At 64.3% G+C, this 21,929-nt stretch carries 20 protein-coding genes and 2 tRNA genes; 7 read left to right on the top strand and 15 right to left on the bottom strand.

The window, feature by feature from the left end; all coding sequences use genetic code 11:
- Positions 1–81: 81 nt before the first annotated feature.
- The gene (locus tag AArcSl_RS02435; RefSeq protein ID WP_119814518.1) at positions 82–1,602 is read left to right on the top strand and encodes an aldehyde dehydrogenase family protein; all 1,521 of its coding nucleotides are present in this window, start codon (positions 82–84) and stop codon (positions 1,600–1,602) included.
- A gap of 12 nt (positions 1,603–1,614) precedes the next feature.
- On the opposite strand, the gene AArcSl_RS02440 is transcribed toward AArcSl_RS02435, so the two are convergent.
- The 10 genes from AArcSl_RS02440 to AArcSl_RS02485 all read right to left on the bottom strand — a co-directional run bounded on the left by AArcSl_RS02440 (position 1,615) and on the right by AArcSl_RS02485 (position 10,433).
- Entirely contained in the window at positions 1,615–2,409 is a 795-nt protein-coding gene (locus AArcSl_RS02440) for a 2-amino-3,7-dideoxy-D-threo-hept-6-ulosonate synthase (RefSeq protein WP_119814521.1), read from the bottom strand.
- Between the two features lie 88 nt (positions 2,410–2,497).
- A complete protein-coding gene (gene trpA / locus AArcSl_RS02445; protein WP_119814524.1) occupies positions 2,498–3,439 on the bottom strand; it encodes a tryptophan synthase subunit alpha in 942 nt (313 codons plus the stop codon).
- Entirely contained in the window at positions 3,436–4,710 is a 1,275-nt protein-coding gene (trpB, locus tag AArcSl_RS02450; RefSeq protein WP_119814527.1) for a tryptophan synthase subunit beta, read from the bottom strand. Before trpB ends, trpA begins: the two co-directional genes overlap by 4 nt.
- A complete protein-coding gene (trpC, locus tag AArcSl_RS02455) occupies positions 4,707–5,534 on the bottom strand; it encodes an indole-3-glycerol phosphate synthase (protein WP_119814530.1) in 828 nt (275 codons plus the stop codon). The genes trpB and trpC overlap by 4 nt, the downstream gene beginning before the upstream one ends.
- Before the next feature lie 102 nt (positions 5,535–5,636).
- Positions 5,637–5,861, bottom strand: coding sequence for a hypothetical protein (locus AArcSl_RS02460; RefSeq protein WP_119814533.1), 225 nt, complete (start codon positions 5,859–5,861; stop codon positions 5,637–5,639).
- An 89-nt stretch (positions 5,862–5,950) separates the two neighbouring features.
- The gene (gene ppsA / locus AArcSl_RS02465; RefSeq protein WP_119814536.1) at positions 5,951–8,308 is read right to left on the bottom strand and encodes a phosphoenolpyruvate synthase; all 2,358 of its coding nucleotides are present in this window, start codon (positions 8,306–8,308) and stop codon (positions 5,951–5,953) included.
- 89 nt (positions 8,309–8,397) lie between these two features.
- Positions 8,398–8,715: a DUF5785 family protein gene (locus AArcSl_RS02470; protein WP_119814540.1), complete on the bottom strand. Its 318-nt coding sequence runs from the start codon at positions 8,713–8,715 to the stop codon at positions 8,398–8,400.
- 87 nt (positions 8,716–8,802) lie between these two features.
- Positions 8,803–8,886 (bottom strand) — tRNA-Ser (locus AArcSl_RS02475).
- An 80-nt stretch (positions 8,887–8,966) separates the two neighbouring features.
- On the bottom strand, positions 8,967–9,731 hold the full coding sequence (locus AArcSl_RS02480; RefSeq protein WP_119814543.1) for a hypothetical protein: 765 nt from the start codon (positions 9,729–9,731) through the stop codon (positions 8,967–8,969).
- A 30-nt stretch (positions 9,732–9,761) separates the two neighbouring features.
- Complete coding sequence (locus tag AArcSl_RS02485; RefSeq protein WP_119814546.1) at positions 9,762–10,433, bottom strand: uracil-DNA glycosylase; 672 nt, start codon at positions 10,431–10,433, stop codon at positions 9,762–9,764.
- A 148-nt stretch (positions 10,434–10,581) separates the two neighbouring features.
- Here AArcSl_RS02485 and AArcSl_RS02490 point away from each other — a divergent pair.
- The 3 genes from AArcSl_RS02490 to AArcSl_RS02500 all read left to right on the top strand — a co-directional run bounded on the left by AArcSl_RS02490 (position 10,582) and on the right by AArcSl_RS02500 (position 14,776).
- A tRNA-Met gene (locus AArcSl_RS02490) sits at positions 10,582–10,656 on the top strand.
- 278 nt (positions 10,657–10,934) lie between these two features.
- On the top strand, positions 10,935–12,329 hold the full coding sequence (locus AArcSl_RS02495; protein WP_119814549.1) for a DNA polymerase Y family protein: 1,395 nt from the start codon (positions 10,935–10,937) through the stop codon (positions 12,327–12,329).
- Positions 12,330–12,424: 95 nt separating this feature from the next.
- Complete coding sequence (locus AArcSl_RS02500; protein ID WP_119814552.1) at positions 12,425–14,776, top strand: ATPase; 2,352 nt, start codon at positions 12,425–12,427, stop codon at positions 14,774–14,776.
- A 6-nt stretch (positions 14,777–14,782) separates the two neighbouring features.
- Here the strand turns inward: AArcSl_RS02500 and tpiA are convergent, their stop codons facing one another.
- Complete coding sequence (tpiA, locus tag AArcSl_RS02505; protein ID WP_119814555.1) at positions 14,783–15,427, bottom strand: triose-phosphate isomerase; 645 nt, start codon at positions 15,425–15,427, stop codon at positions 14,783–14,785.
- A 138-nt stretch (positions 15,428–15,565) separates the two neighbouring features.
- Between tpiA and AArcSl_RS02510 the strand changes: the two genes are divergently transcribed.
- From AArcSl_RS02510 to AArcSl_RS02520, 3 genes are all read left to right on the top strand, one after another.
- On the top strand, positions 15,566–16,306 hold the full coding sequence (locus tag AArcSl_RS02510; RefSeq protein ID WP_119814558.1) for a DICT sensory domain-containing protein: 741 nt from the start codon (positions 15,566–15,568) through the stop codon (positions 16,304–16,306).
- An 838-nt stretch (positions 16,307–17,144) separates the two neighbouring features.
- Positions 17,145–17,519 (top strand): DUF7344 domain-containing protein, encoded by a 375-nt coding sequence (locus AArcSl_RS02515; protein WP_217563490.1) that lies wholly within the window; start codon positions 17,145–17,147, stop codon positions 17,517–17,519.
- A 321-nt stretch (positions 17,520–17,840) separates the two neighbouring features.
- Positions 17,841–18,284, top strand: coding sequence for a hypothetical protein (locus AArcSl_RS02520; protein WP_119814561.1), 444 nt, complete (start codon positions 17,841–17,843; stop codon positions 18,282–18,284).
- A 666-nt stretch (positions 18,285–18,950) separates the two neighbouring features.
- Here AArcSl_RS02520 and AArcSl_RS02525 read toward each other — a convergent pair.
- The 4 genes from AArcSl_RS02525 to hisC form a co-directional block, all read right to left on the bottom strand.
- On the bottom strand, positions 18,951–19,484 hold the full coding sequence (locus AArcSl_RS02525; RefSeq protein ID WP_119814564.1) for a multiprotein bridging factor aMBF1: 534 nt from the start codon (positions 19,482–19,484) through the stop codon (positions 18,951–18,953).
- A gap of 63 nt (positions 19,485–19,547) precedes the next feature.
- Positions 19,548–20,150, bottom strand: coding sequence for a CDP-alcohol phosphatidyltransferase family protein (locus AArcSl_RS02530; RefSeq protein WP_119814567.1), 603 nt, complete (start codon positions 20,148–20,150; stop codon positions 19,548–19,550).
- Entirely contained in the window at positions 20,147–20,734 is a 588-nt protein-coding gene (locus tag AArcSl_RS02535) for an adenylate kinase family protein (RefSeq protein WP_245883337.1), read from the bottom strand. The genes AArcSl_RS02530 and AArcSl_RS02535 overlap by 4 nt, the downstream gene beginning before the upstream one ends.
- Complete coding sequence (gene hisC / locus AArcSl_RS02540) at positions 20,727–21,830, bottom strand: histidinol-phosphate transaminase (protein WP_119814573.1); 1,104 nt, start codon at positions 21,828–21,830, stop codon at positions 20,727–20,729. Before hisC ends, AArcSl_RS02535 begins: the two co-directional genes overlap by 8 nt.
- Positions 21,831–21,929 lie beyond the last annotated feature (99 nt).

Below are 21,929 nucleotides of genomic sequence, written 5' to 3' on the forward strand. Positions count from 1 at the left end.
ACCGCTTTCGGTTTCAACGAGGGCAACAGGCGGTGGCGGGGGAGATGCCTTTTTGTCTCGCCGGCCGTTCCGTACTGATACATGTCCGAACCGTACAACCATTACATCGACGGCGAGTGGACCGACGGCGCCGGCGACGAGACGTTCGAGAGCGAAAACCCCGCGACCGGAGAGACGCTCGGTGAGTTCCGACGGGGGACACCCGAGGACGTCGACCGCGCATCGCGAGCCGCCGAGGAGGCGTTCGAGGAGTGGCGCCGGATGTCTCACATCGACCGCGCGGAGTATCTCTGGGACATCTATCACGAACTCCGCGAGCGGACCGACGAGCTCGGCGAGATCCTCACCAGGGAGAACGGCAAAGAGATCAGCGAGGGGAGAGCCGACGTCGTCGAGGCCGCCCACATGGTCGAGTGGGCCGCCGGCGACGCCAGACACCCGAAAGGCGACGTCGTTCCCTCCGAGATCCCCGAAAAGGACGCGTACATGCGGCGGAAGCCGCGGGGCGTGGTCGGCTGTATCACGCCGTGGAACTTCCCGGTAGCGATCCCGTTCTGGCACATGGCCGTCGCGCTGGTGGAGGGCAACACCGTCGTCTGGAAACCCGCCGAGCAGACGCCGTGGTGTGGGCAGGTCATCGCCGAGATGTTCGAGGACAGCGGCATCCCCGAGGGCGTGTTCAATATGGTCCAGGGGTTCGGCGACGCCGGTGCGGCGATCGTCGACCACGACGCCGTCGACACGATCCTGTTTACCGGCTCGGCGGAGGTCGGCCACGAGGTCGCTCAGAAGGTCGCCGCCGACCCGAAAAAGCAGGCCGCCTGCGAGATGGGCGGGAAAAACGGGATCGTGATCACCGAAAACGCCGACCTCGACGTCGCCGTCCACTCGGCAGTGATGAGTTCGTTTAAAACGACCGGCCAGCGGTGCGTCTCCTCCGAGCGCCTGATCGTCCACACCGACGTGTACGACGAGTTCAAAGCGCGGTTCGTCGACGTCGCCGAGGACGTCGCCGTGGGCGATCCGCTCGAGGAGGACACGTTCATGGGGCCGCTGATCGAGGAGGCCCACGTCGAGAAGGTGACGGAGTACAACGAACTCGCCAGAAAGGAGGGGGTGAACGTGCTCGTCGACCGAACCGAACTGGACCCCGAGGAGATCCCCGCGGGTCACGAGGACGGTCACTGGGTCGGGCCGTTCGTCTACGAGGCCGATCCCGACGAGGACCTCCGGTGCACCCACGAGGAGGTGTTCGGCCCCCACGTCGCGCTCCTCGAATACGAGGGTGACATAGAGCGCGCGATGGAGATCCACAACGACACCGACTACGGGCTGGCAGGGGCGATCATCTCCGAGGACTACCGCCAGATCAACCACTACCGCGACAACGCGGAGGTCGGGCTGGCGTACGGCAACCTCCCGTGTATCGGCGCGGAGGTCCAGCTGCCGTTCGGCGGGGTGAAGAAGTCCGGCAACGGCTACCCCAGCGCCCGCGAGGTGATCGAGGCCGTCACCGAGCGCACCGCCTGGACGCTGAACAACTCCAGGGAGATCGAGATGGCCCAGGGCCTCTCTGCGGACATCAAAACCCGCGACGAGTAGGACGCTGCGTTCTCACTCGCCGCCCGCGAAGCCACCCTGCTGCAAGGCCTCCTCGACGCCGGCGTCGTCGTGGACGACCGCGGAGACGGCCCGTGCGATTGCGCCCGGGTCGTCGTGCTGGAAGATCGACCGTCCCATCGAGACGCCCGCGGCGCCGCCGTCCATCGCCCCGCGCACCATCTCGACTGTCTCCCGATCGGTTCCCTTCGAGCCACCCGCTATCACGACCGGCAGCCGGGTCGACTCCGTGACGTGTGTAAACGAGTCGCCGTCGCCGGAGTAACCTGTCTTGACGACGTCGGCCCCCAGCTCCTCGGCCAGCCGCACCGCGTGGCCCAGCGCCTCGGGATCCGACTCGTCGACGCCGGGACCCCGGGCGTACGCCATCGCGAGCACCGGGATCCCCAGGTCGGCCGCCTCGGTCGTGAGCGTTGCGAGGTCCTCGATCTGTTTCGGCTCGTACGTCGAGCCGACGTTGAGATGCATCGACACCGCGTCGGCTCCCGCGCGAACCGCGTCCCGCACTGTGCCGGTCATCCGCTTGTCGTTTTCGTCGGGCCCGATCGTCGTCGAGGCGTTCACGTGGACGACGTAGCCCGCGCCGTTTTTGTTCGGATGGACGCGAGGGGCGATCCCCTTCTGGGTGAGCACGGCGTCCGCGCCACCGGCCGTCACCGCGTCGATCGTCGATTCGATGTCCTTCAGCCCTTTTACCGCCCCCATGGTGATACCGTGGTCCATCGGGACGATCAGGTACCGGCCGTCCGTCGAAATTCGTGTGAGCCGCGCGTCGATTCCCGGATTCATCGTTCGTATGTTAGAGTGTATCAATCGTCGGTATGTAGCTTGCGAAGCGTGCTCGCGTAAGGCCGTTGCGGTCCCGGCGGGGGTTGCGTCATTCTCGCCCGCGCCTTGCCCCCGCCTTCAGTTCACGTGCCTTCGCTTCGATCCGGTCGGCGACGACGTCGGCATCATCGCCGTTTTCGACCCCCTCGGCGACGATGTCCACCAACGCGGAGCCGACGATGATCCCGTCGGCGCCGGCGGCGACGATCCGTTCGGCCTGCTCGCCGTCGGCGATCCCGAAGCCGACCGCCTTGGGCACCTCCCAGTCGGCGACCCGCGCGAGGCTCTCTTCGGTCCGGTCGGACACGTCCGTCCTGGCGCCCGTGGTTCCCAGCCGCGCCTGGACGTAGACGTAGCCGGACACCAGTTCGCGCATGCGGTCGAGCCGCTCCCCCCGGGTCGTGGGGGCGACGATGAAGATCAGATCCAGCCCGAACTCGTCGCACGCCTCCCTGAGGGGCCCCGCCTCCTCGGCGGGCAGGTCCGGGACGACGAACCCCGAGAGCCCGGCCTCCGCGGCGCGCTCGACGAACGCCCGGGGGCCGCCCTCGCCGGCGGCGGCCTCGTACTCGGCGTCCTCGTCCCCGGCGGCGGCCTCGTACTCGGTGTCCCCGTCCTCGCCGTCCGGCGCCGAGTGGCGGCCGTACTGATAGATCAGGTTGTAATAGGTCATACAGACCAGCGGGACGTCGACGTCGAGGTCCTCGACGAACGCGAAGAAGCGCTCGGGGGTCATGCCCGCCTCGAGCGCCCGGACGATCGCCCCCTGGATCGTCGGTCCCTCGGCGATCGGCTCCGAGAAGGGCAGTCCGAGTTCGATCACGTCGGCGCCGCCACGAGCCAGCGCCTCGACGTACGCCAGCGACGACTCGTAGTCCGGATCCCCCACCGCGAGGTACGGCACGAACGCCGGCTCGCCCGCGAAGGCAGCCGCGAGCGCCTCGTCGTTGGCGACCGTCCCGACGGCCCCGGTCGCATCCGGGCGGCTCATCGGAGCCCTCCCGAGAACAGCGACATGTCCGGCGCGTTCCCGATCTCGCGTTTCTCTGTCTCCTCGATCACTGTCTCGAGGTCCTTGTCGCCCCGCCCGGAGACGGTCACGACGACGAGGTCACCGAGTTCGTCCTGCCGCTGTTTCAGGTAGCCGAACGCGTGGGCGGTTTCCAGCGCCGGGATGATCCCCTCGTCGGTCGAGAGTCGGTGGAACGCCTCGAGGGCGGCGTCGTCGTCGACGTTCGCGGCGGTCACCCGCCCCTCGTCGGCGAGCGCAGCCAGTTCGGGGCCGACGCCGGCGTAGTCGAGCCCCGCCGACACCGAATGTGACTCCATGATCTGGCCGTGGTGGTCCTGCAGGAGCTTCGTCCGCGCGCCGTGAAGCACTCCCTCCCCACCCGTCGACAGCGTCGCCGAGTTGGGCGCCACACCCGCCTCCTCGTCGACGGACAGCGAGGAACCCCCGGCCTCGACGGCGTACAGATCGACGTCGTCGTCTCCGATGAACGCCTCGAAGGAGCCCATCGTGTTCGACCCGCCGCCGGCACACGCGAGCACGGCGTCGGGAAGCCGTCCCGTTTTCTCCTGTACCTGCGCTCTGGCCTCCCGGCTGATAACCGCCTGGAACTCCCGGACCATCGACGGGAACGGGTGGGGGCCCACCACGGAGCCGATCACGTAGTGGGTGTCCTCGACGGTCGCCGCCCAGTCGCGCATCGTCTCGGAGATCGCCTCCTTGAGCGTCCCGCGGCCGGTGGTCACGGGCTGTACCTCCGCTCCGTTTATTTTCATCCGGAAGACGTTGGGGCGCTGGCGGTTGATGTCCCGTTCCCCCATGTAGATGGTGCAGGGCATGCCCAGATGCGCCGCCGCCATCGCAGTCGCGGTGCCGTGCTGTCCGGCGCCGGTTTCGGCGATGATGCGGTCTTTGCCCATGTACTTCGCCAGGAGAACCTGTCCCAGGGCGTTGTTCAGCTTGTGGGCGCCGCCGTGGAGCAGGTCCTCGCGCTTGAGATACACCTCGGTGTCGTACCGCTCGGAGAGGCGATCCGCGCGCTGGAGCGGCGTCGGTCGCCCGCCGAAGTCGTCGAGCCGGCGGTGGAACTCCTCCAGGAAGCCGTCCTCGTTTTCGAGCACGTACCGGCCGTAGGCGTCCTCGAGCTCCTCGAGCGCCGGCATCAGCGCCTCGGGAACGTACTGGCCGCCGTACCGGCCGAAGCGTCCGTCGGACTCTGCGTTCTCGTCGTCGGTGTGGGTTGCATCGGTCATGTGCGCTCCTCGGTGGCGGCAGCGAGCCGCCGGGTGTTCTCCTCGGGATCGCCGTCCATGATCGCCGACCCGATCAACAGTGCGTCGGCGCCAGCCGCCCGCATCCGCCTGACGTCCGCGGGGGTCGACACGCCCGATTCGGCGATCAGCGTCACGTGGTCGGGAACCTCCGGGGCCACGCGCTCGAACGTCCCCAGATCGACCTCGAGCCGGGCGAGATCCCGATTGTTCACGCCGACGATCTCCGCGTCCGCCGCAATCGCGTTTTCGAGTTCTGTGACGTCGTGGACCTCCACGAGCGGCTGGAACCCGCGATCGCGAGCCGCCTCGATCATGTCGGGAAGATCATCCTCCAGGAACCGCGCGATCAACAGCACGAGATCAGCTTCGACGGCGTCGAGCTGGGCGGGCGACAGAAGGAAATCCTTCCGGAGCACCGGCACGTCGACCGCCTCCCGGACCCGTGCAAGGGACTCGGGACTCCCGCCGAAGTGGTCCGGCTCGGTGAGCACCGAGATCGCGGCAGCGCCGCCCGCGACCATCGCCCGCGCGAGTTCGGCGGGATCGTCCGTCCGTTCTCCCTCAGTCGTCGGGCTGGTGGGCTTTACCTCCGCCACGATCGGCACCCGACCGTCGGCCGCCGCCGCGGCGAACGCGTCTGCCACCGGCCGTGCGTCGACCGCGATCCGACCGGAGTCTGTCCTCCGAGACGCGGGCGGTACTCGGCTACGGACCGACTCGAGAATCGATCGCACTTCGGGCGCGAGTTCCTCCTCTCGCTTCTCACCTCGTTTTTTCCCTCGTTTTTTCCCTCGTTTCACCATCTATGTTCATCAATGTACGTTTGTGTTCATAAGGCTGTCGCTGTCGTCGGTACGAACGGGTCGCAAGAACGTCGCGTTCGTCGGCTCAAAAACCCGTCACAGTCATCCACTGGACTCGCCGGTTTCGCCGGGATCGCCGGGATCCGGCTCCGCGCCGGCAATGGCGTCCTCGAGGCCGTCACGGACGGCTTCGTCGATCCTGTTTTCCCCCCGAATTTCGCGGTCGTAGTTCTCGTTTTGTGGCTCGGTGACACGTTCGTCCCCGGTGACGTTGACGAACAGGTCGGCCAGTTCCCGCGTCCTGTCGCTCGAGTTACTGCTGCTCATACCTCCTGTTTGGTACGAATAACCATAGCCTCGGCACCTACCCAGTCAGGGTGTCAGAAGAGTTGGAGACGGCCTCGGAGCTTCGAGACCTACCGCACCGAGTCCAACAGCAGCTGCTGTTCGACGCGTTTCGCCTCGTGCTGAACGTCCCGAACGGCGTCGATGTTCGCCGAGATCGAGGAGACACCCTCCTCGACGAGGAACCGGACCATCTCCGGCTTCGAACCGGCCTGCCCGCAGATGCTCGTCGCGACGTCGTGTTCCCTGCAGGTCTGGATAGTGGATCCGATGAGCTGTAGCACCGCAGGGTGGAGTTCGTCGAACCGGTCGGCGACGTTCTCGTTGTTGCGGTCGACCGCGAGGGTGTACTGGGTGAGGTCGTTCGTCCCGAAGGAAGCGAAGTCGATGCCGGTCTCGACCAGTTCCTCGATCCGGAGTGCGCTGGCGGGCGTCTCGATCATCACGCCCCAGGTGATTGCGTTCGGATCGATATCCTCCTCGCGCATGAGTTCCGCGGCGCGGTCGGCGTCGGCGGCGTCGTTCACCAGCGGAAGCATCAGTTCGACGTTGTCATAGCCCATGTCGTAGAGCCGTCGGAACGCCGCCAGCTCCGCCCGGAACACGTCCGGCTTGTCCAGGCTCCGGCGGATCCCCCGCCAGCCCAGCATCGGGTTGTGCTCGTTGGGCTCTTCGTCGCCGCCCTCAAGTTCCTTGAACTCGTCTGTGGGTGCATCGAGCGTCCGCGCCCGAACTGGTCGGGGGTAAAACTCCTCGGCGACCTCGCGGATGCCGTCGACGATCTCGTCGACGTACGCGCGCCGCCCGTTTCGCTGGATGTAGCGTTCGGGCGTCTGCCCCAGCGACAGCACCATGTGCTCGATCCTGAGGAGGCCGACGCCGTCGGCGCCGGTCGCCGCCGCGCGCTCGGCCGCCTCGGGGATCGAGACGTTCACCTTCACTTCGGTGGCTGTCATCGGTTTGACCGGGGTCTTGGGTCTGACCTCCTCGGTAGGCTCGAACTCCTCTGCGGGTTCGGCATCCTCGTGTGCGCCCTTCCGGACTGTCCCCTTGTCGCCGTCGATGGTGATCTGCTGGCCGTTCGTGAGGGTCCGGGTCGCCGATCCGGTGCCCACGACCGCCGGCACGCCGAGTTCCCGTGAGACGATCGCTGCGTGGCTGGTCATCCCGCCCTCGTCGGTGACGATCCCGGCCGCGCGTTTCATCGCCGGCACCATGTCGGGCATCGTCATCTCGGTGACGATGATGTCGCCGTCGGCGACAGAATCGAGGTGGTCCAGTTTCGTCACGATCCGGACGGTGCCGGAGACGACCCCCGGCGAGGATCCGAGCCCGCTCAACAGAACGTCGTCGTTCGGAGCCCCGTTCCCCTGATCGTTCACTCCGTTGCCACCGTTCGGGCTTCCTTCGATCGGATCGAGCGTCCCCTTCTCCTCGTCGTCCGCGTCGCGCTGTGACCCGGCTCGTGAGCCGGTTTCCGACTCCGCGATCGTCGTGACCGGTCGCGACTGGAGCATATAAATCTCGTCGTCGACGATCGCCCACTCGACGTCCTGCGGCTCGCCGTAGTGGGACTCGACGCGTTCCCCGATCTCGACGAGCCGTTCGATCTCCGCGTCCGAGAGCACGCGCTCATTCCGGCGGTCCTCATCGAGTTCGACCTCGACCGTTTCGCCGGTGTCGGGGTCCTTGCACATCTTCGTCTTCTTGTCGGCGACGGTTACGTCGAGAACCTCGTCAGTCCGTCGGTCGTACACGTAGTTGTCCGGCGACACCGACCCAGAAACGACCGCCTCGCCGAGCCCCCAGGCGGACTCGATGACCGCTTCCGGCTCCCCCGTCGAAGGGTGGCTGGTGAACATAACGCCGGACTTCTCGGCGTCGACCATCCGCTGAACCACGACCGCGATGTCGACCGATTCGTGGTCGAACCCCTGCCGGTTGCGGTAGTAGATCGCCCGCTGGGTGAAAAGCGACGCCCAGCAGTCCCTGATCCGCTCGAGGAGCTTCTCTTCGCGGACGTTGAGGTACGTCTCCTGCTGTCCGGCAAATGAGGCCCCCGGAAGGTCTTCTGCCGTTGCCGACGACCGCACCGCGACGAACGCCTCCTCCTCGCCGCCGAAGCTCCGGTAGGCTTCGAGGATTTCTCGGGCGACGTCCTCGGGAATCTCCGTTCCGGTTATCAGCCCCTCGGCGGTCTCGGCCGCTTCCCTGAGCGCTGCGGAGTCCTCTGGATCGACGTCAACTGCCGAGAACAGTTCCTCGTCGATGCCGGCCTCCTCGATGAAGGTCCGATACGTTCCGGCGGTGACGACGAAGCCCGGCGGAACGGGCAGGCCCGCGTCGGTGAGTTCGCCAAGCGAAGCGGCCTTGCCGCCGACGGTTTCCACGTCGTCGGCTCGAACGTCGTCCAGCCAAATTACTGCCATCCTGTATCGGGAGGATTCACGACACGCCATATCAAAGTTCCGGAGGCAAAACCCCCGAAAAAGCGCTCACTCGGAGCTGAGTAGTGGTTTCAGGCGTCTCCACCGACGAACGCCTCGGCGCCCTCGTAGTCCCAGAATCCGCCCGCTCGCATCGCCTTGCCGACCGCTCTGTGGAGTTCGACGAAGTCCGCGAACTCCTCCTGTTCGATGCCCTCGAAGATGTCCCGGAGCGCGACGACCCGCTCGTGGTTGATCCTGATCGGGTCGTCGCCGTATTCGTCGACGAACTCCTCGCGGGAGAGGGGGAAATCCTCCTCCTCGTCGACTTTCTTTGCGATCACTGCGTGGCCGTATTTGCGCATCCCCTCGCTGCCCTCCTCGCCGTCGGGATCGTGTGGCCAGTCCATACGGGCCCGTACTCACACCCGCCCGATAGAACTTGCGTTCCGGGCGAATGGATTGTCTTCGGTAAAACGAAGGTATCGTCGAAAACGCGGTGGGACTGGGATTCGAACCCAGGAGGCCTGACGGCCACCTGCTTTCAAGGCAGGCGCGATAGTCCACTCCGCCATCCCACCGCGTTCGATAGTTGTACGCGACTCCGCAAATGCGTGTCGGTGTCGGTCTCGGTGCGGTGTCGATCTCGCTGCGGTGTCGATCAGTCAGACACCAGCGTCGGCTCGCCGTTCTCGATCGCGACGTCGACGCCGAACTCCGAGAGGACAGTCGCAGTGTTGACGGGAACGATCCGTTCGGAGTCGACTCTGGCACGCAACTGGACCAGGACCGCCGCCAGGTCGCGTCCAGTTTCGATGGTCGGTTGCATTCCGACGAAGTCGACGTCGAGTTGCGCGTCCACGGCCCGACCTGTAAGCGTCGACAGCGCCGGCGGCTCCCAGGCGTCCGCGAAGTCGACCGGTTCGCGGAAGCCGGCGTAGTACACCCGTCCGCCGGGCGCCGGGCCGAAAACTGCGCCGGACTGTCGCAGTTTCATCGATGCGGAATCCAGCACCGTTCGAAAGAGAAACGGAACGGTGGGTCGCACGATGGCGACCGAACTGGCCTCCTCCTCCCGGAGCAGATGCGTCGCGGTGTTGCCCGCCCGCGCGGAAAACGAGGAGCCGACCTGGGGCTCGAACCGAACCGAATCCCGGAACTCTGGATCGTCGACCTCGTCGACGACGAGCGTTCGAAGCTGCGCCTCCGGCGGGGTGTCGTCGGCGACCTCGTCGGGGAGATCACCTGCCGGAGCGTAGTTCACGAGCAGCGATCCGGCAGAACGCTCGACGGCGTGTACCGTGTCCCGAAACAGCGCCTCGTACAGTTCGACGGCGTCGGCGGGAGAAAGCGGACTCGTCTCCACCAGCTGTGAGAGAACGTGGCCTTCCTGTGGCGGATCAGCGAGAACGGCGACGATCGTCATAGCCGCGGTTCGTGCCGGGATTCCTTGAACTCACCGTTCCTGACGTCCTTTCGTCTGTCTGTAATCCCGGCCGAGCACCGCCTCCGTGAACTGCCTCACCCACGCGTCCAGTTCGTCATCGCTCGCGCGTTCCGGGTCGACCATCGGCACTAGTTCGAAGCCACGACCCCGGATCGTCGTCGCGTGTACTTCCTCGATGTCGAACGCCTCCGGGGGGCTGGTCGTGTACTCGACGGCGAGCGCCCCCAGCGTTCGGCCGCCGATGGGGACGATGACGTGTGGATTGATCATCCTGATTTCGGCAGTCAAAAACGGGTCACACGCGGCGACCTCCCGATCGGCGGGTTCCTCGGGACCGTGGCACCGAACGAGATGCGTGACGTACGCGTTCTCGAGGGGAAGCCCTCCAGCGCCGCCGGCGTCTTCGGGGGAGGCTTCAGCGGAGGCTTCGGGGGAGGCTTCGGCGGCGTCTACGTCCACCAGTCCGACCGTATTCAAGATCCGACCGAGTTCGGTACGCTCGAGAACCGGGCGTCCCGTGGCGTCGTCGTCTGGCGACGGCGCCTCGGCGACGAACAGGAAGTCGGCCGCGACGTCGCCGTAGCCGTGGATCACGTTCGATCGTGTCTCGCAACGTCGACAGTTCTCGCAGGCCTCGTCCATGCCGAACGGGTTCGTCGGCGTGTCCTGTCTGGCGTCCACGGCCTCCCGTTCGACCGGACGGACAAAACGCTGTGGGTCGGCATACCCACGCGACAGCGTCGCAGAATGACGGATCGAGCGGTGCGGAGAACTGGCATACGGCGAACGAATCACAACCCTTAACCGTCATACCCGATTTTTTTCTGGTAGCGGGATGGGATAGCCAGGAGATTCCGCCGGGCTCATAACCCGGAGATCGGTAGTTCAAATCTACCTCCCGCTACTTTTCGAGCGAGACTAAGACTCAAAGCGGAGCGTGAAGTGTCCCGCGTCCCGAGCCCCGGAAAGATTTGAATGAGGCGAGACGCGCGCAACGTCGTGAGCACGTCTCGACGTAGTTCAAATCTACCTCCCGCTACTTTTCCGCCGTCGCTCCGTTCGTGAGCCTTCGCTGTCGGGTTCGTGGGTCGCGAACCGGGCCACGCTCCGTTGTGAATCCGACAGTATAGTTTCACCGCAGACGGGGAAGGTTAACGGTCGTCCGGCCCCCAGTCGTCATCGATGGAGGCAGCGCGGCTGCCAGGCACCCCCGACGAGGTCGACGAGCGGATCGTCCTGCACGTCGACATGGACTGCTTTTACGCCTCCTGTGAGCGGCTGCGCGAGCCCGAACTCGAGGGGGAGCCCGTCGTCGTCGGCATGGGATATGAACCCGGCGAGACGAACGGCGCGGTCGCGACCGCGAGCTACGAGGCACGCGAACACGGCGTCGAGAGCGCCCAGCCCATCTCGCAGGCGCTCGAACAACTCCCGCGGATGGAAGCCGACGTGAAGGACGAACAGTCGGATCCTCGGGGATACTACCGTTCGGTGGATCTGGAGTTCTACCGGTCGGTCGCGGCGGACGTGAAGGCGGTACTCCACGACTGTGCGGACGTGGTCCGCGAAGTGAGCATCGACGAGGCGTACCTGGACGTCACCGACCGAACGGGGTGGGATCCGGTCCCCGGCGGCGACCCGAGCCGGTCGGCCGGGCCGGCGGAAACTCGCCGGCTGGCCGAGGGGTACGCCAGACACGTGATCGAGCGGATCCAGCGGGAGGCAGGCGTCCCAGCGAGCGTCGGTGTCGCGCCCAACATGTCGACCGCGAAGATCGCCTCCGATTTCGACAAGCCGAACGGGTTGACGGTGGTTCCACCGGGTCACGTCAGGTCGTTCCTCTCGCCGCTTTCGACCGCCGAAATCCACGGCGTCGGCCCCGTGACGGCCCGCGAACTCTCGGAACTGGGAATCGAGACGGCCGGCGACCTGGCGGCGGCGGATCCGACAGAGCTGGAAGCGCGGTTCGGCCAGCGGGGACGGGAGTTGTACGCCCGAGCCCGCGGCGACGACGACCGCGAGGTAACCCCCACCGGTCGGCCGAAGAGCCTCTCGCGGGAGTCCGCCTTCGCCGAACCCGTCCGGGAAGTGGCGCCGAAACGGGAGACGGTCCGGGCGCTCGCGGCCGACGTCGCAGACCGTGCCCGGAGTCGGGAGGCGCTGTACCGGACGATCGGGATCAAGGCCGTCGAGCCGCCGTTCGAGGTCAACACCCGCGCAGAGTCGCTTTCGGGACCGGTCGACGATCCGGAACTTCTCGAGGAGATCGCCCTGGAACTGCTCGAGGAGTTTCACGAAACGCGGGTGCGCAAACTCGGCGTGCGCGTCTCGAACCTCTCGTTCGAGGCGGGCGATCAGGCGACACTGGGGGGATTCGAGGACGCCGAGATCGAAGCTACCGGACCTGCAGACGGGAACGGTTCGGTCGGCCCGCGGGAGAGATCGACCGACGAGCGGTCCAGTTCGAGGCCGTCGCGATTCCGTCGAGGGGTCGACCAGTCGGCGCTCGACGAGTGGACACGAGACGAAGAGGCACGAAACGAAGAACCCCGAGACGAAGAGGCACGAAACGGATGACGCGCTCGACCAGTTACGCGCTGACTTGCTCGCCCGTCTGACGTGCGTCTGACGCCGGGCAACACCTTTGATGCCGCCGCGTGGAACCTAGGCCAATGAGCGACGACGTCGAGGACGAAGAAACGATTCACGTCGCGGAGGCCAGCGCCGGACCGGGCGCATCCCCGGACGTCGAACCCGGATCGCCGATCGAGATCCCGGCCGTGGAACTGCTCACCGGGCGGGGGTTCGTCACCGGAAAGTCGGGGTCGGGCAAGAGCATTCTCGAGGGCACGCCCGTCGAGACGCCCGAGGGGCCGAAACCGATCGAGGAAATGCGGAAGGGCGACCAGGTTCTCTCGTTGAACACCGACACTCACGGGGCCGAGTTCCGGCGAGTGCGGGCGACGATCCAGCACACCGATGACGACCTGCTCTGTATCGAGCTGGAAGACGGCACCGAGGTCGTCGGTACCGGGGACCACAGTTTCCTCACCCTCGAGGACGGGGACATCGTCCCGATCCGCGGCGACGAACTCGATGTCGGTGCCTGGATGCCGACCGCCCCCGAGTTCGTCGACGGCGATCCATCAATCTCCCGAACCGACGGAGGAATCGTATCCCTCGATAGTGCCGACAGTCCGGTCCACGAGGACGGGCCGCAAAACACCGACGACATCCTGTGGCAGCAGGTCGTCTCGATCGAACCATACCCGGGCGAACGCGAGGTGTACGACCTCGACGTGGTCGGGACGGACACGTTCCTCGCGAACGGGGTGTTCGTCCACAACTCCAACACCGCCTCCGTCTTCGTCGAGAACCTGCTTGCGGAGAACCTCAACGTCCTGATCGTCGACACCGACGGCGAGTACTACGGCCTCAAAGAGGAGTACGAGATCCTCCACGTCGGCGCCGACGAGGAGTGTGACATCGTTGTCTCGCCGGAACACGCCGAGAAGCTGGCGAACCTCGCGCTCGAACAGAACGTGCCGATCATCCTCGACGTCTCGGGCTACCTCGAGGAGGATGTCGCCGACGAACTCCTGCTGGAGACAACCAAACACCTCTTCGCGAAGGAAAAGAAGCTCAAGAAGCCGTTCTTGCTCGTCGTCGAGGAGTGCCACGAGTACATCCCCGAACGCGGCGGGATGACCGAAACCGGAAAGATGCTCATCAAGGTCGGGAAACGCGGGCGGAAACACGGGCTCGGAATCGTCGGCATCAGCCAGCGTCCCGCCAACGTCAAGAAGGACTTCATCACCCAGTGTGACTGGCTCGTCTGGCACCGGCTCACCTGGGACAACGACACGAAGGTCGTCGGCCGGATCCTCGGTTCCGATTACGCCGACGCGATCGAGGACCTCGACGACGGGGAGGCGTTTTTGATGCGCGACTGGGCGGACTCGATCGACAGGGTGCAGTTTCACCGCAAGCAGACGTTCGACGCCGGGGCAACGCCGGGGCTCGGCGACTTCGAACGCCCGGAACTCAAGAGCGTCTCCGGGAACCTCGTCTCCGAACTCGAGGAGATCAGTGACGAAGCGGAGCGTCGGGAATCGGAGATCGCCGACCTGAAACAGGAACTCGACCGCAAGCAGGCGCGGATCCAGCAGCTCGAACAGGAGCTCGAAGAGGCGAGAGACCTCTCGCAGATGGCCGACCAGTTCGCCCAGGCGCTTCTGGGTCGAGCGGAGGCCTCCTACCGTGGTGGGCAGGGACGAAACCTGCACCGCGAGGAGGTAGCCGATCAGTCGGTGCTCCCGGAGTACGAACCGGCCGGATCCGACGGTCCCGAAGATCGGAATTCCGACACTCGAACGGAAACGGCGGGTCGAGGGGAAACGGAGGTTCCAGACGAAGCCGGAGCTCCAGACGAAGCCGGAGCTCCAGACGAAGCTAGTTCTGCAAACGAAACGGACCCTGGAGACGAAACGGAGGTTCCGGACGCGGCAGATGTACCGGGCAGCCGTGCCGCGAACGGCGGTCCGATTCCCCCGATCGACGCCGACGACGTCGCGGAGGTGGCCATGGAGTTCGCGGCCGACGTCCGGCTCGGCACCAGGGAGGCGGTCATCCGGGAGCTGCGCGGGCGGATCGAGTCCGTGCCGGAGTTGTCCAGACGGATGCTCGATCACTACCGTCGAGAGGGCACGAGCGAACCGATCGCCGCCCACATCGACGCTGGCGGCGACGGCGACAGACAGATCGCCTACGGACGCAACCGTCCGCTCAGAACGACCGGGCTGATCCGACACGCCGGCCAGGGAGAGTACACCTACGCGATCCCGGACCTGGTCCGGGACGCGTACGCCGACCGGTTGGGCGACGACGAGGTCGACGAGATGGTCGATGCGATCGAAGCGGCGTTCGACGGTGAGACCCGTGAAGAAAGCCGCGACGAGGACCGCGACGAGGATCGCGACGAGGACCGCGACGAGGATCGCGACGAGGACCGAGATTCCCGGTGACTCCTCTCAGATTTCACTGACCAGGTCCCACAGCACAGCCTCCGGATCGTCGGCCTTTGCGACCCCCGACGCGAGTAGCACGCCCTCGGCGCCTAGTTCACCTGCGGCGGCGACGTCCGAGCCCGTCGAGACGCCGGCACCACAGAACACCGACACGTCCTCGTCGACGGCGGTTGCTGCATCGACGGCGTCCTTGACGACACCGGGATCGGCAGTCGACACCGAGACGTCGCCGCCGATGAGCTCCGGCGGTTCGACCGCGACGGCATCGGGGGCGAGGGCGGCCGCGGCGCCCACCTGCGCGGGGTTGTTCGCACAGACGACCGTCTCGAGATCCGCCCGATCGGCCGCCGAGAGTGCGCCGTCGATGTCGGCCAGACGGAGCCGGCGCTCGGAGTGGTTTATCAGGGTTCCCACCGCACCGGCGTCGGCAACCGCCTCCGCGAGCGTCGAGCCGGTGTGGCTCCCCTGTTCGACCGGGGAGACGTGCTGGGCCCACGTCTCTGCGCCTGTGTCGTGGATCGTCTCGAGCTGTGCCGCCTGCGGTGCGACTGCCATCCGGACGCCGGATTCCTCGCTTACCTCCCGAACCGCCCTCGCGACAGCGGGTCCGTCACACGGGTACGCCTTCAGGTTAACCAGAACGAACATATCGGTGATGGTGGTCCGCGTGGGCAAATAGCTTCACGATCCGGACACACTTCGCGTCGAACGAGCCGGGACGTGCGCCGAATCGACGAGTGTGAGTAATTGTCAAATACCCGCCTCTCCAAGGATCGAACAGAAGAGATGTCCCTCACGGAACTCATCGCCGGCGTCGAATCCTACGAGAAGACGCTGACGGTGATCAACACCGACGGCGACGTCGTCGCGGACCTCCGCGACCGGTTTTCGGATCGGAACCTCGAGATCGAGACGGCGACGATGGACGGGGGCCCCGAGTCGTTCGGCGTGCTCGGTCAGGCGGGGACGTTTCTGACGGCGATCGACCTCGAAGAACTGGCCGACCCCGGAACGCAGCGGGATCCGGAGTTCGTCGCCGGGACGTACCGTCCGATCCTGGATCACCTCGACCAGACGATGTTCACCTCCTACTCTGCGGGGGAGATGCTCGCCGCTTCCCGCGAGATCGAGGACCGTGCCTGGCGGGTCGGGGCGGGAGAACTCCACGCAGGGTTCCAGACGCTGGAAGTGTTTTCGGGGGAACTGCCCACCTACGAACGGCTCGCAGGCAAGCAGGGGCTGTCGGTACACGCGTACGCAGTTCCCGAAGGGACCCTCCCGAACATGAAAAACGTCACCCTCCACGTCGAGCGTGACAGCGAGATACGGAAGACATGGTTCGTCGCTTACGACGGCGCCGGCGTCGACGAGAGCAAGTGCGCGCTGCTGGCTGAAGAGCGCGAGGACGGACACTACTACGGCTTCTGGAGCTACGATCCATCCACAGTCGACTACATGATTGACCATCTGACCTCGACGTACGGATTCGCGGAGTCGGACGAACACGGCGGCACGACGCCCTACTAACTCGAGGCTCTTATCGAACCCAGTGAAACACCCGCCGACTTAGAGATATTGTCACCGGTTGGCGTGAAAGATGTAGAGAATGGGTGTTGCAGACAAAGGTTTTTGTAGCAATAATCTGCCACAAACTGCCTGATGTGTACAATGGCGAACACATCATTGAGGAGCATTGGATCGAGGAGGAGTCTAGGTTTACGATAGTTGAGTGACTGTCCGGATTCAATCTAAAAGTTTCAAGAGTTCATCAGAAACCTGCTGCAAGATACATAGCGGGTATTCAACAGGCGACCTCTTCCAAAGAGAAGTGAGGAGCAAAGACCTAGGTTGTAGGGTGCTATTATCCCACATGGCACAGCGTGGTTCAGCATAATCACTCGAATGCCGGTGTACGCGGTGAAAGTACAACAATGGAACCGGTGGGTATCAGGGACGGCACCTCATCAATTCAAACGGCGAATGTGACATGATGGAAACGGGCTTCGGAGGGCCGCCCTGCCCTCATGGGGAGCACACTAAAGAGTAGGTCCGCTCAGTGAAACTCCCATCTCAGCGTTGTGAATACCTTCTGTTCCCTTTTTTCAGCAGTTACACAGATGACAGATTCGAGGGCAGATTGGCCCCTACGTGATGGATACTATGCGTTTATCGGCCATCGGTTTGACGGGTAGCGTGACCCATTCACCGTACTGCCGGACGAAGGAATACGAGAGAGTAGAACGGCTGGCTTACCACCCTGTGGGCCCTATCTGAAAGAGACAGCCTCCAAGTCGGACGATTTTTTATTAGTTAATCTTATACATATTACACAATAATTATATAAGTTCCAGTTCGATGTTAGTGTATGACACACAATGAGGGAGGATTTACTGATTTACCGGACTCAGTGAGTGACGCGTCGGAGAGTATCCTGTTCCGTTCGGGGATGGCTCGCAAACTCGATATTCTGAGTGAAAGTCATCGCCGGATGATTCTTCTGTTGTTGAAAGAGGGAACTATCGAAACGCAAGCCGACGTTAAGGTTCGGAGTGGGGACCAGAAAAAAGAGGTGGAAAGGGCCCTCATTCATACCCACCTGCCGAAATTAGACGATGCAGGATACATTGAGTGGGACCGGGAGACGGGCGAGATATCGAAAGGGCCACGTTTCGACGAAATCGAGCCACTGCTTGAACTGATTGAGAGTCATTCCGACGAACTGCCCCCGGACTGGCCCTGACTGGATCACCCTGCTGAACTCACGCTCTGTATCGGGCGCTGCCCTGAAGTCCTCTAAGCAAACCATCACGTGGTGAGTGATGAATACAAGGGGCATACGCATCACCCTGGGAGTCCGTAACACGTGTAATGAACTTCGTTTGTGTTAGGATAAGAACTGACTGAAATCAAATAAATCTTATCAGGAGTCAATCAGAAATTCGGTACAAGATACACAACGTGTATCTCGTAGGTTGTTTCGGTCTGAGCGAAAAGAGTTCATTTCTCAAACACGTATTTGTCCTACCACAATCCTATTATTCCGCTACTCGTATCTGCAAGTATGGCACTTTCACACTCGATAACGGATATCGAGCGAGGGGATCTCGTCTCGCATGTCCTCGTCCTTGCTGGGTTTGGACTGATCGGTATAGGAGCAGTCCTTCCGTGGATCGACAAAGAACTCCCGTTGAAGGTGTATGTGTTAGGCGAGCAAATGGGAGTTGAGCGAATCTGGGTTCGACGATTACTCGTCGTAGCAGGTGTCGGTGCGCTTGTCGAAGTTGGTCGTTTCCGGAGTTCGGAGTGGCGATCCGTCTTCGATCTCGTTTTGGTTGGGATTGGCGGACTCGTAGCGGTGATTACGATAACCCAAAGTCCACTTATTGGCAAATGGTTGCCGGGACATGGTGTCTATCTCACTCTCTTTGGGAGCGTCCTTGTCACGTTCGGAGCCAGCATCTCACTCATCACTACGCAACTTGACAGCCCCTCGGAAGCGCTTTGATCTGTTGGAGGCAGTGTCATATCACGAATTTCGAACGAGCAGTCCGTACCGTCCACAGTAAAGCTAGTTCAGTACATCTGGAGCTAAATGAACGCGATTGCCATGCTGAATTGATCCTCTGTATGTTGCACAGTGCCGAGAACATCATGTGATACTGGTAAGACCCTCACTGACCAGTTTACATCTCCATTTGCCGTCCGTTCCAGTGTTTTCTGAGTAAACGGAACAATTGCTCATTGATGTGTGTACCGTCTATACACATCATTCCAATTAAGATATAAATATAAATGGAAACAACCCCTGCGCAAGACTCGCGCCCTGTAGCTTGCACTGGCCTACCCACACATCTCTCGATATATTCCGCTGTGTCACCGTATTCAGTAAGAGCCTCACTTAAGAAACACACCACCGAGCATACGCCGAGCGAAGCGAGGCGTTTCACCGCCGGAGCGGGCGACGCCCGCGGAGGCGGCTTTTTTGATCGAGATTTTTTGGCGGGGGTCGAACGAACGCAGTGAGTGAGGCCCCCGTTAAAAAAGGTCGGAACGCGAGGCGTTTCACCGCCGGAGCGGGCGACGCCCGCGGAGGCGGCTTTTTTGATCGAGATTTTTTGGCGGGGGTCGAACGAACGCAGTGAGTGAGGCCCCCGTTAAAAAAGGTCGGTGTTTAATCCTTCCGCTTCACGACGTCGCCAAGCGTCATCGTTCCCGAGGAGTCGCTCGACCACTCGGAGTCTTCCACGTCCTCGCCCTCGAGGAGCGAGATATCGAGTTCCCGCTCGAGTTTCTTTTGGACGTCGTCGCTGGGGAGGATGTCGCCGCGCTCGAGCTTTCGGATCAGGCTCGCCTTCTCGTTGAGCTTCTTCGCGAGGTCCTCCTGACTCATCCCGGTCGACTCCCGCGCGTTCCGGATCCGGGTGTCGTAGTCGGCCGCGAGCTCGTCCATCTCGTCGAACATGTCCCGCCGGCGCGAGGAGGAGCCTCCGGATCCCGAAGCGCCGGAGCTCCCGCCGCCGGAACCGCCCGAGGACGTGCCCGAACTCGAGGTCGTCGAGTACTTGCTCCCCGACGAACTGGTGGACTCGGTGCGGACCTCCGTGCCGAACTCGGAACAGGAATCACAAAGCTCCAGTTCGGCGCCTTCGACCTTGGTCGTGGTGAGGGACGACTTCTCCGCACCACACATCTCACACTGGGGCATACACGTCTGTACCGCCGCCGAGAGTAAAAACCACACGCACGCCACGCCGGCCGAATTATCAGCTCACAGATCCGACCACGCGCCGTAGAACCGCTGGAGCGCAGTGAGGTGACCCACGATCGCGAACGCGACGAGCAGGAGTTCGACGATCGTCAGGCCGGCGACCAATTCCCCGGGGACGATCGCCGCAACGACGCCGACGACGCCAACGAGCGCGAGCCGATCCGCGCGCCCGAGCGCGCCGCCGTACTCCCGGCCGAGGCCGACCGCCTGGATCTGGGTGCCGAGATACGACGTCATCAACACGCCGGTTACGGCCAGAAAACCCAGTAGATACGCTCCCATCCCCGCCGCGAGCCCGGCGATGATCGCGATGTCCGCGTAGCGATCCAGCACGTGATCCAAAAGATCCCCGCCCGCCGACGCCTCCCCCTGGCGACGGGCGAGCGCGCCGTCGACCAGGTCGAACCAGCCGTTCGCGAACACCAGCACCGCGCCGGCGACGAACCAGACCGGCTCTGCGATCGCGAACGCCCCGCCGGCAGCCAGCGCACAGACAAACGCCAGCACACTCACCCCGTCCGGGGAGAGCCCGACCGCGTCGGCGGCGTCGACGAACGGCGTCAGCGCCCTGTCGGCGATCGGACGGAGCCGATCCAGCGTCACCCGTCGATCCCTCCCGGAAGATACTCGAGGTAGTCGACTTCGCCGGCGCCCGGTGCCCGCTTTCCGAGCACGACTGCGACGATCTCCTCGGCGACCGCCGAACTCGATCGGTCGGTGGTGTCGATCTCGTACACCGACGCCCGACCGTGGCGTTCGACCGCCTCCGAGAGGATCACGTCGAGCGCCTCGCTCTCGCGGTTCTCCCGTGCCTTTCCGGGTGACTCCCCGCGGTTCAGCAGGCGCTCTTCTAGCACGTCCGGGCGGCACCGCAGCACTACCACCCGGTCCGCCTCGAGGTGGTGGGCGACGTGCGACTCGACGATCCCGTCCCAGTCGCCCAGACGGTCGCGCACCGCCCCGAGGTCGACGACGAGGGTGTCTCGCTCCTCGTCGCGGTCTGTCCACAGCCCCTCGGCTTTCACGAGATCGTTGAGGTGGACGACGTCGATGTCGAGGTCCCCGACCTCGGCGACCTGCTCGGTCGCGGACGTCTTTCCGGTGCCGGGCGTTCCGGTCACGACGATCCGACGGGCACGGGTCCCGGGTGGCGACAGCTCGTCGCCGCCGTCCGTCCGGTCAGCCACGCGTCCCCACCCCGGCGACGTCGGCGTCGGCGAGCACCTCATCGAGCGTCTCGACCGCGAGTTTCGTCTCCTCGCGGGTTCCACAGGAGATGCGGACGTACTCGGGGAGCCCGAAGCTCGTGCAGTCGCGGATCACTACACCCGCCTGTTTGCTTCGTTCGGCGACCGTTTCGGCGTCGCCCACGTGTGCCAGCACGAAGTTGGCCGCGCTCTCGACGGTCGGTGCGTCGAGTTCCGTCCGGAGGTACTCCCGGCTCCATCTCGCGGTTTCGACGGACGTCCGGAGGTGATCGTGGTCCCCGAGCGCCGCCATTGCCGCCCGGCAGGCGAGTTCGTTCACCGCAAACGGGGTGTTCACCCGGGCGTAGGCGTCCCCCCACGCCTCGGGGACGACAGCGTAGCCGACCCGGAGTCCGGCGAGCCCGTACGCCTTCGAGAACGTCCGGGTCACCGCGAGGTTCTCGTGGGAGTCCAGTAGCTCGATGTTCGATGGGGACTCGCTGTACTCGCCGTACGCCTCGTCGACGACGACGAGCGTCCGGTCCTCGACCGCCGAGAGCAGCTCCAGAAGTTGCTCCCGCGAGAACTCGGTTCCCGCCGGGTTGTGGGGCGTGGTCACGTAGACGATCCGCTCGCCGTCGTAGGCGGACAACACGGCGTCTGCGGTCCCGGCGAAGTCGTTTGCGGGCGAGAGCTCGTAAGTCGCCACGGCACCGTGGTGGTACCGGGCACTCATCGGGTAATACGCGAATCCCGGTTCGGGGGCGAGTACCCGATCACCCGGAGACAGCATCGCCCGTGCGAGGTAGTCCAGCGCGCCGTCGGCGCCCGGGGAGAGCCACACCTGCCGGGAGTCGACCCCCCACTCCTCGGCGATCCGATCGGTCAGGTCGGCGTGGGCGGCCTTCGGATACTGGTGAATCCGGCCGGCGTGCTCCTGTATCGCGTCGACGGCTGCGGGGCTGGGTCCGTGTGGGTTCTCGTTCGAGGAGAGCGCAACGAGGTCGTCGGGATCGACGCCGAGTTCCCGGGCGACCTCCTCGATGCCGCTTCCGGGGACGTACGGCGAGTGTGAAGAGAGGTCCCGTGGGTGCATGTCGAAAACCTCGGGACCGCGCGACTTAAGGGTGCTCAAGCGGGATCGGCCCCACGGCCCGGGGTCGATTTCGCGCCGTTATTTTTTGCTTTTTCAGTG

It is taken from the genome of Halalkaliarchaeum desulfuricum, from assembly GCF_002952775.1.
Lineage (GTDB): Archaea > Halobacteriota > Halobacteria > Halobacteriales > Haloferacaceae > Halalkaliarchaeum > Halalkaliarchaeum desulfuricum.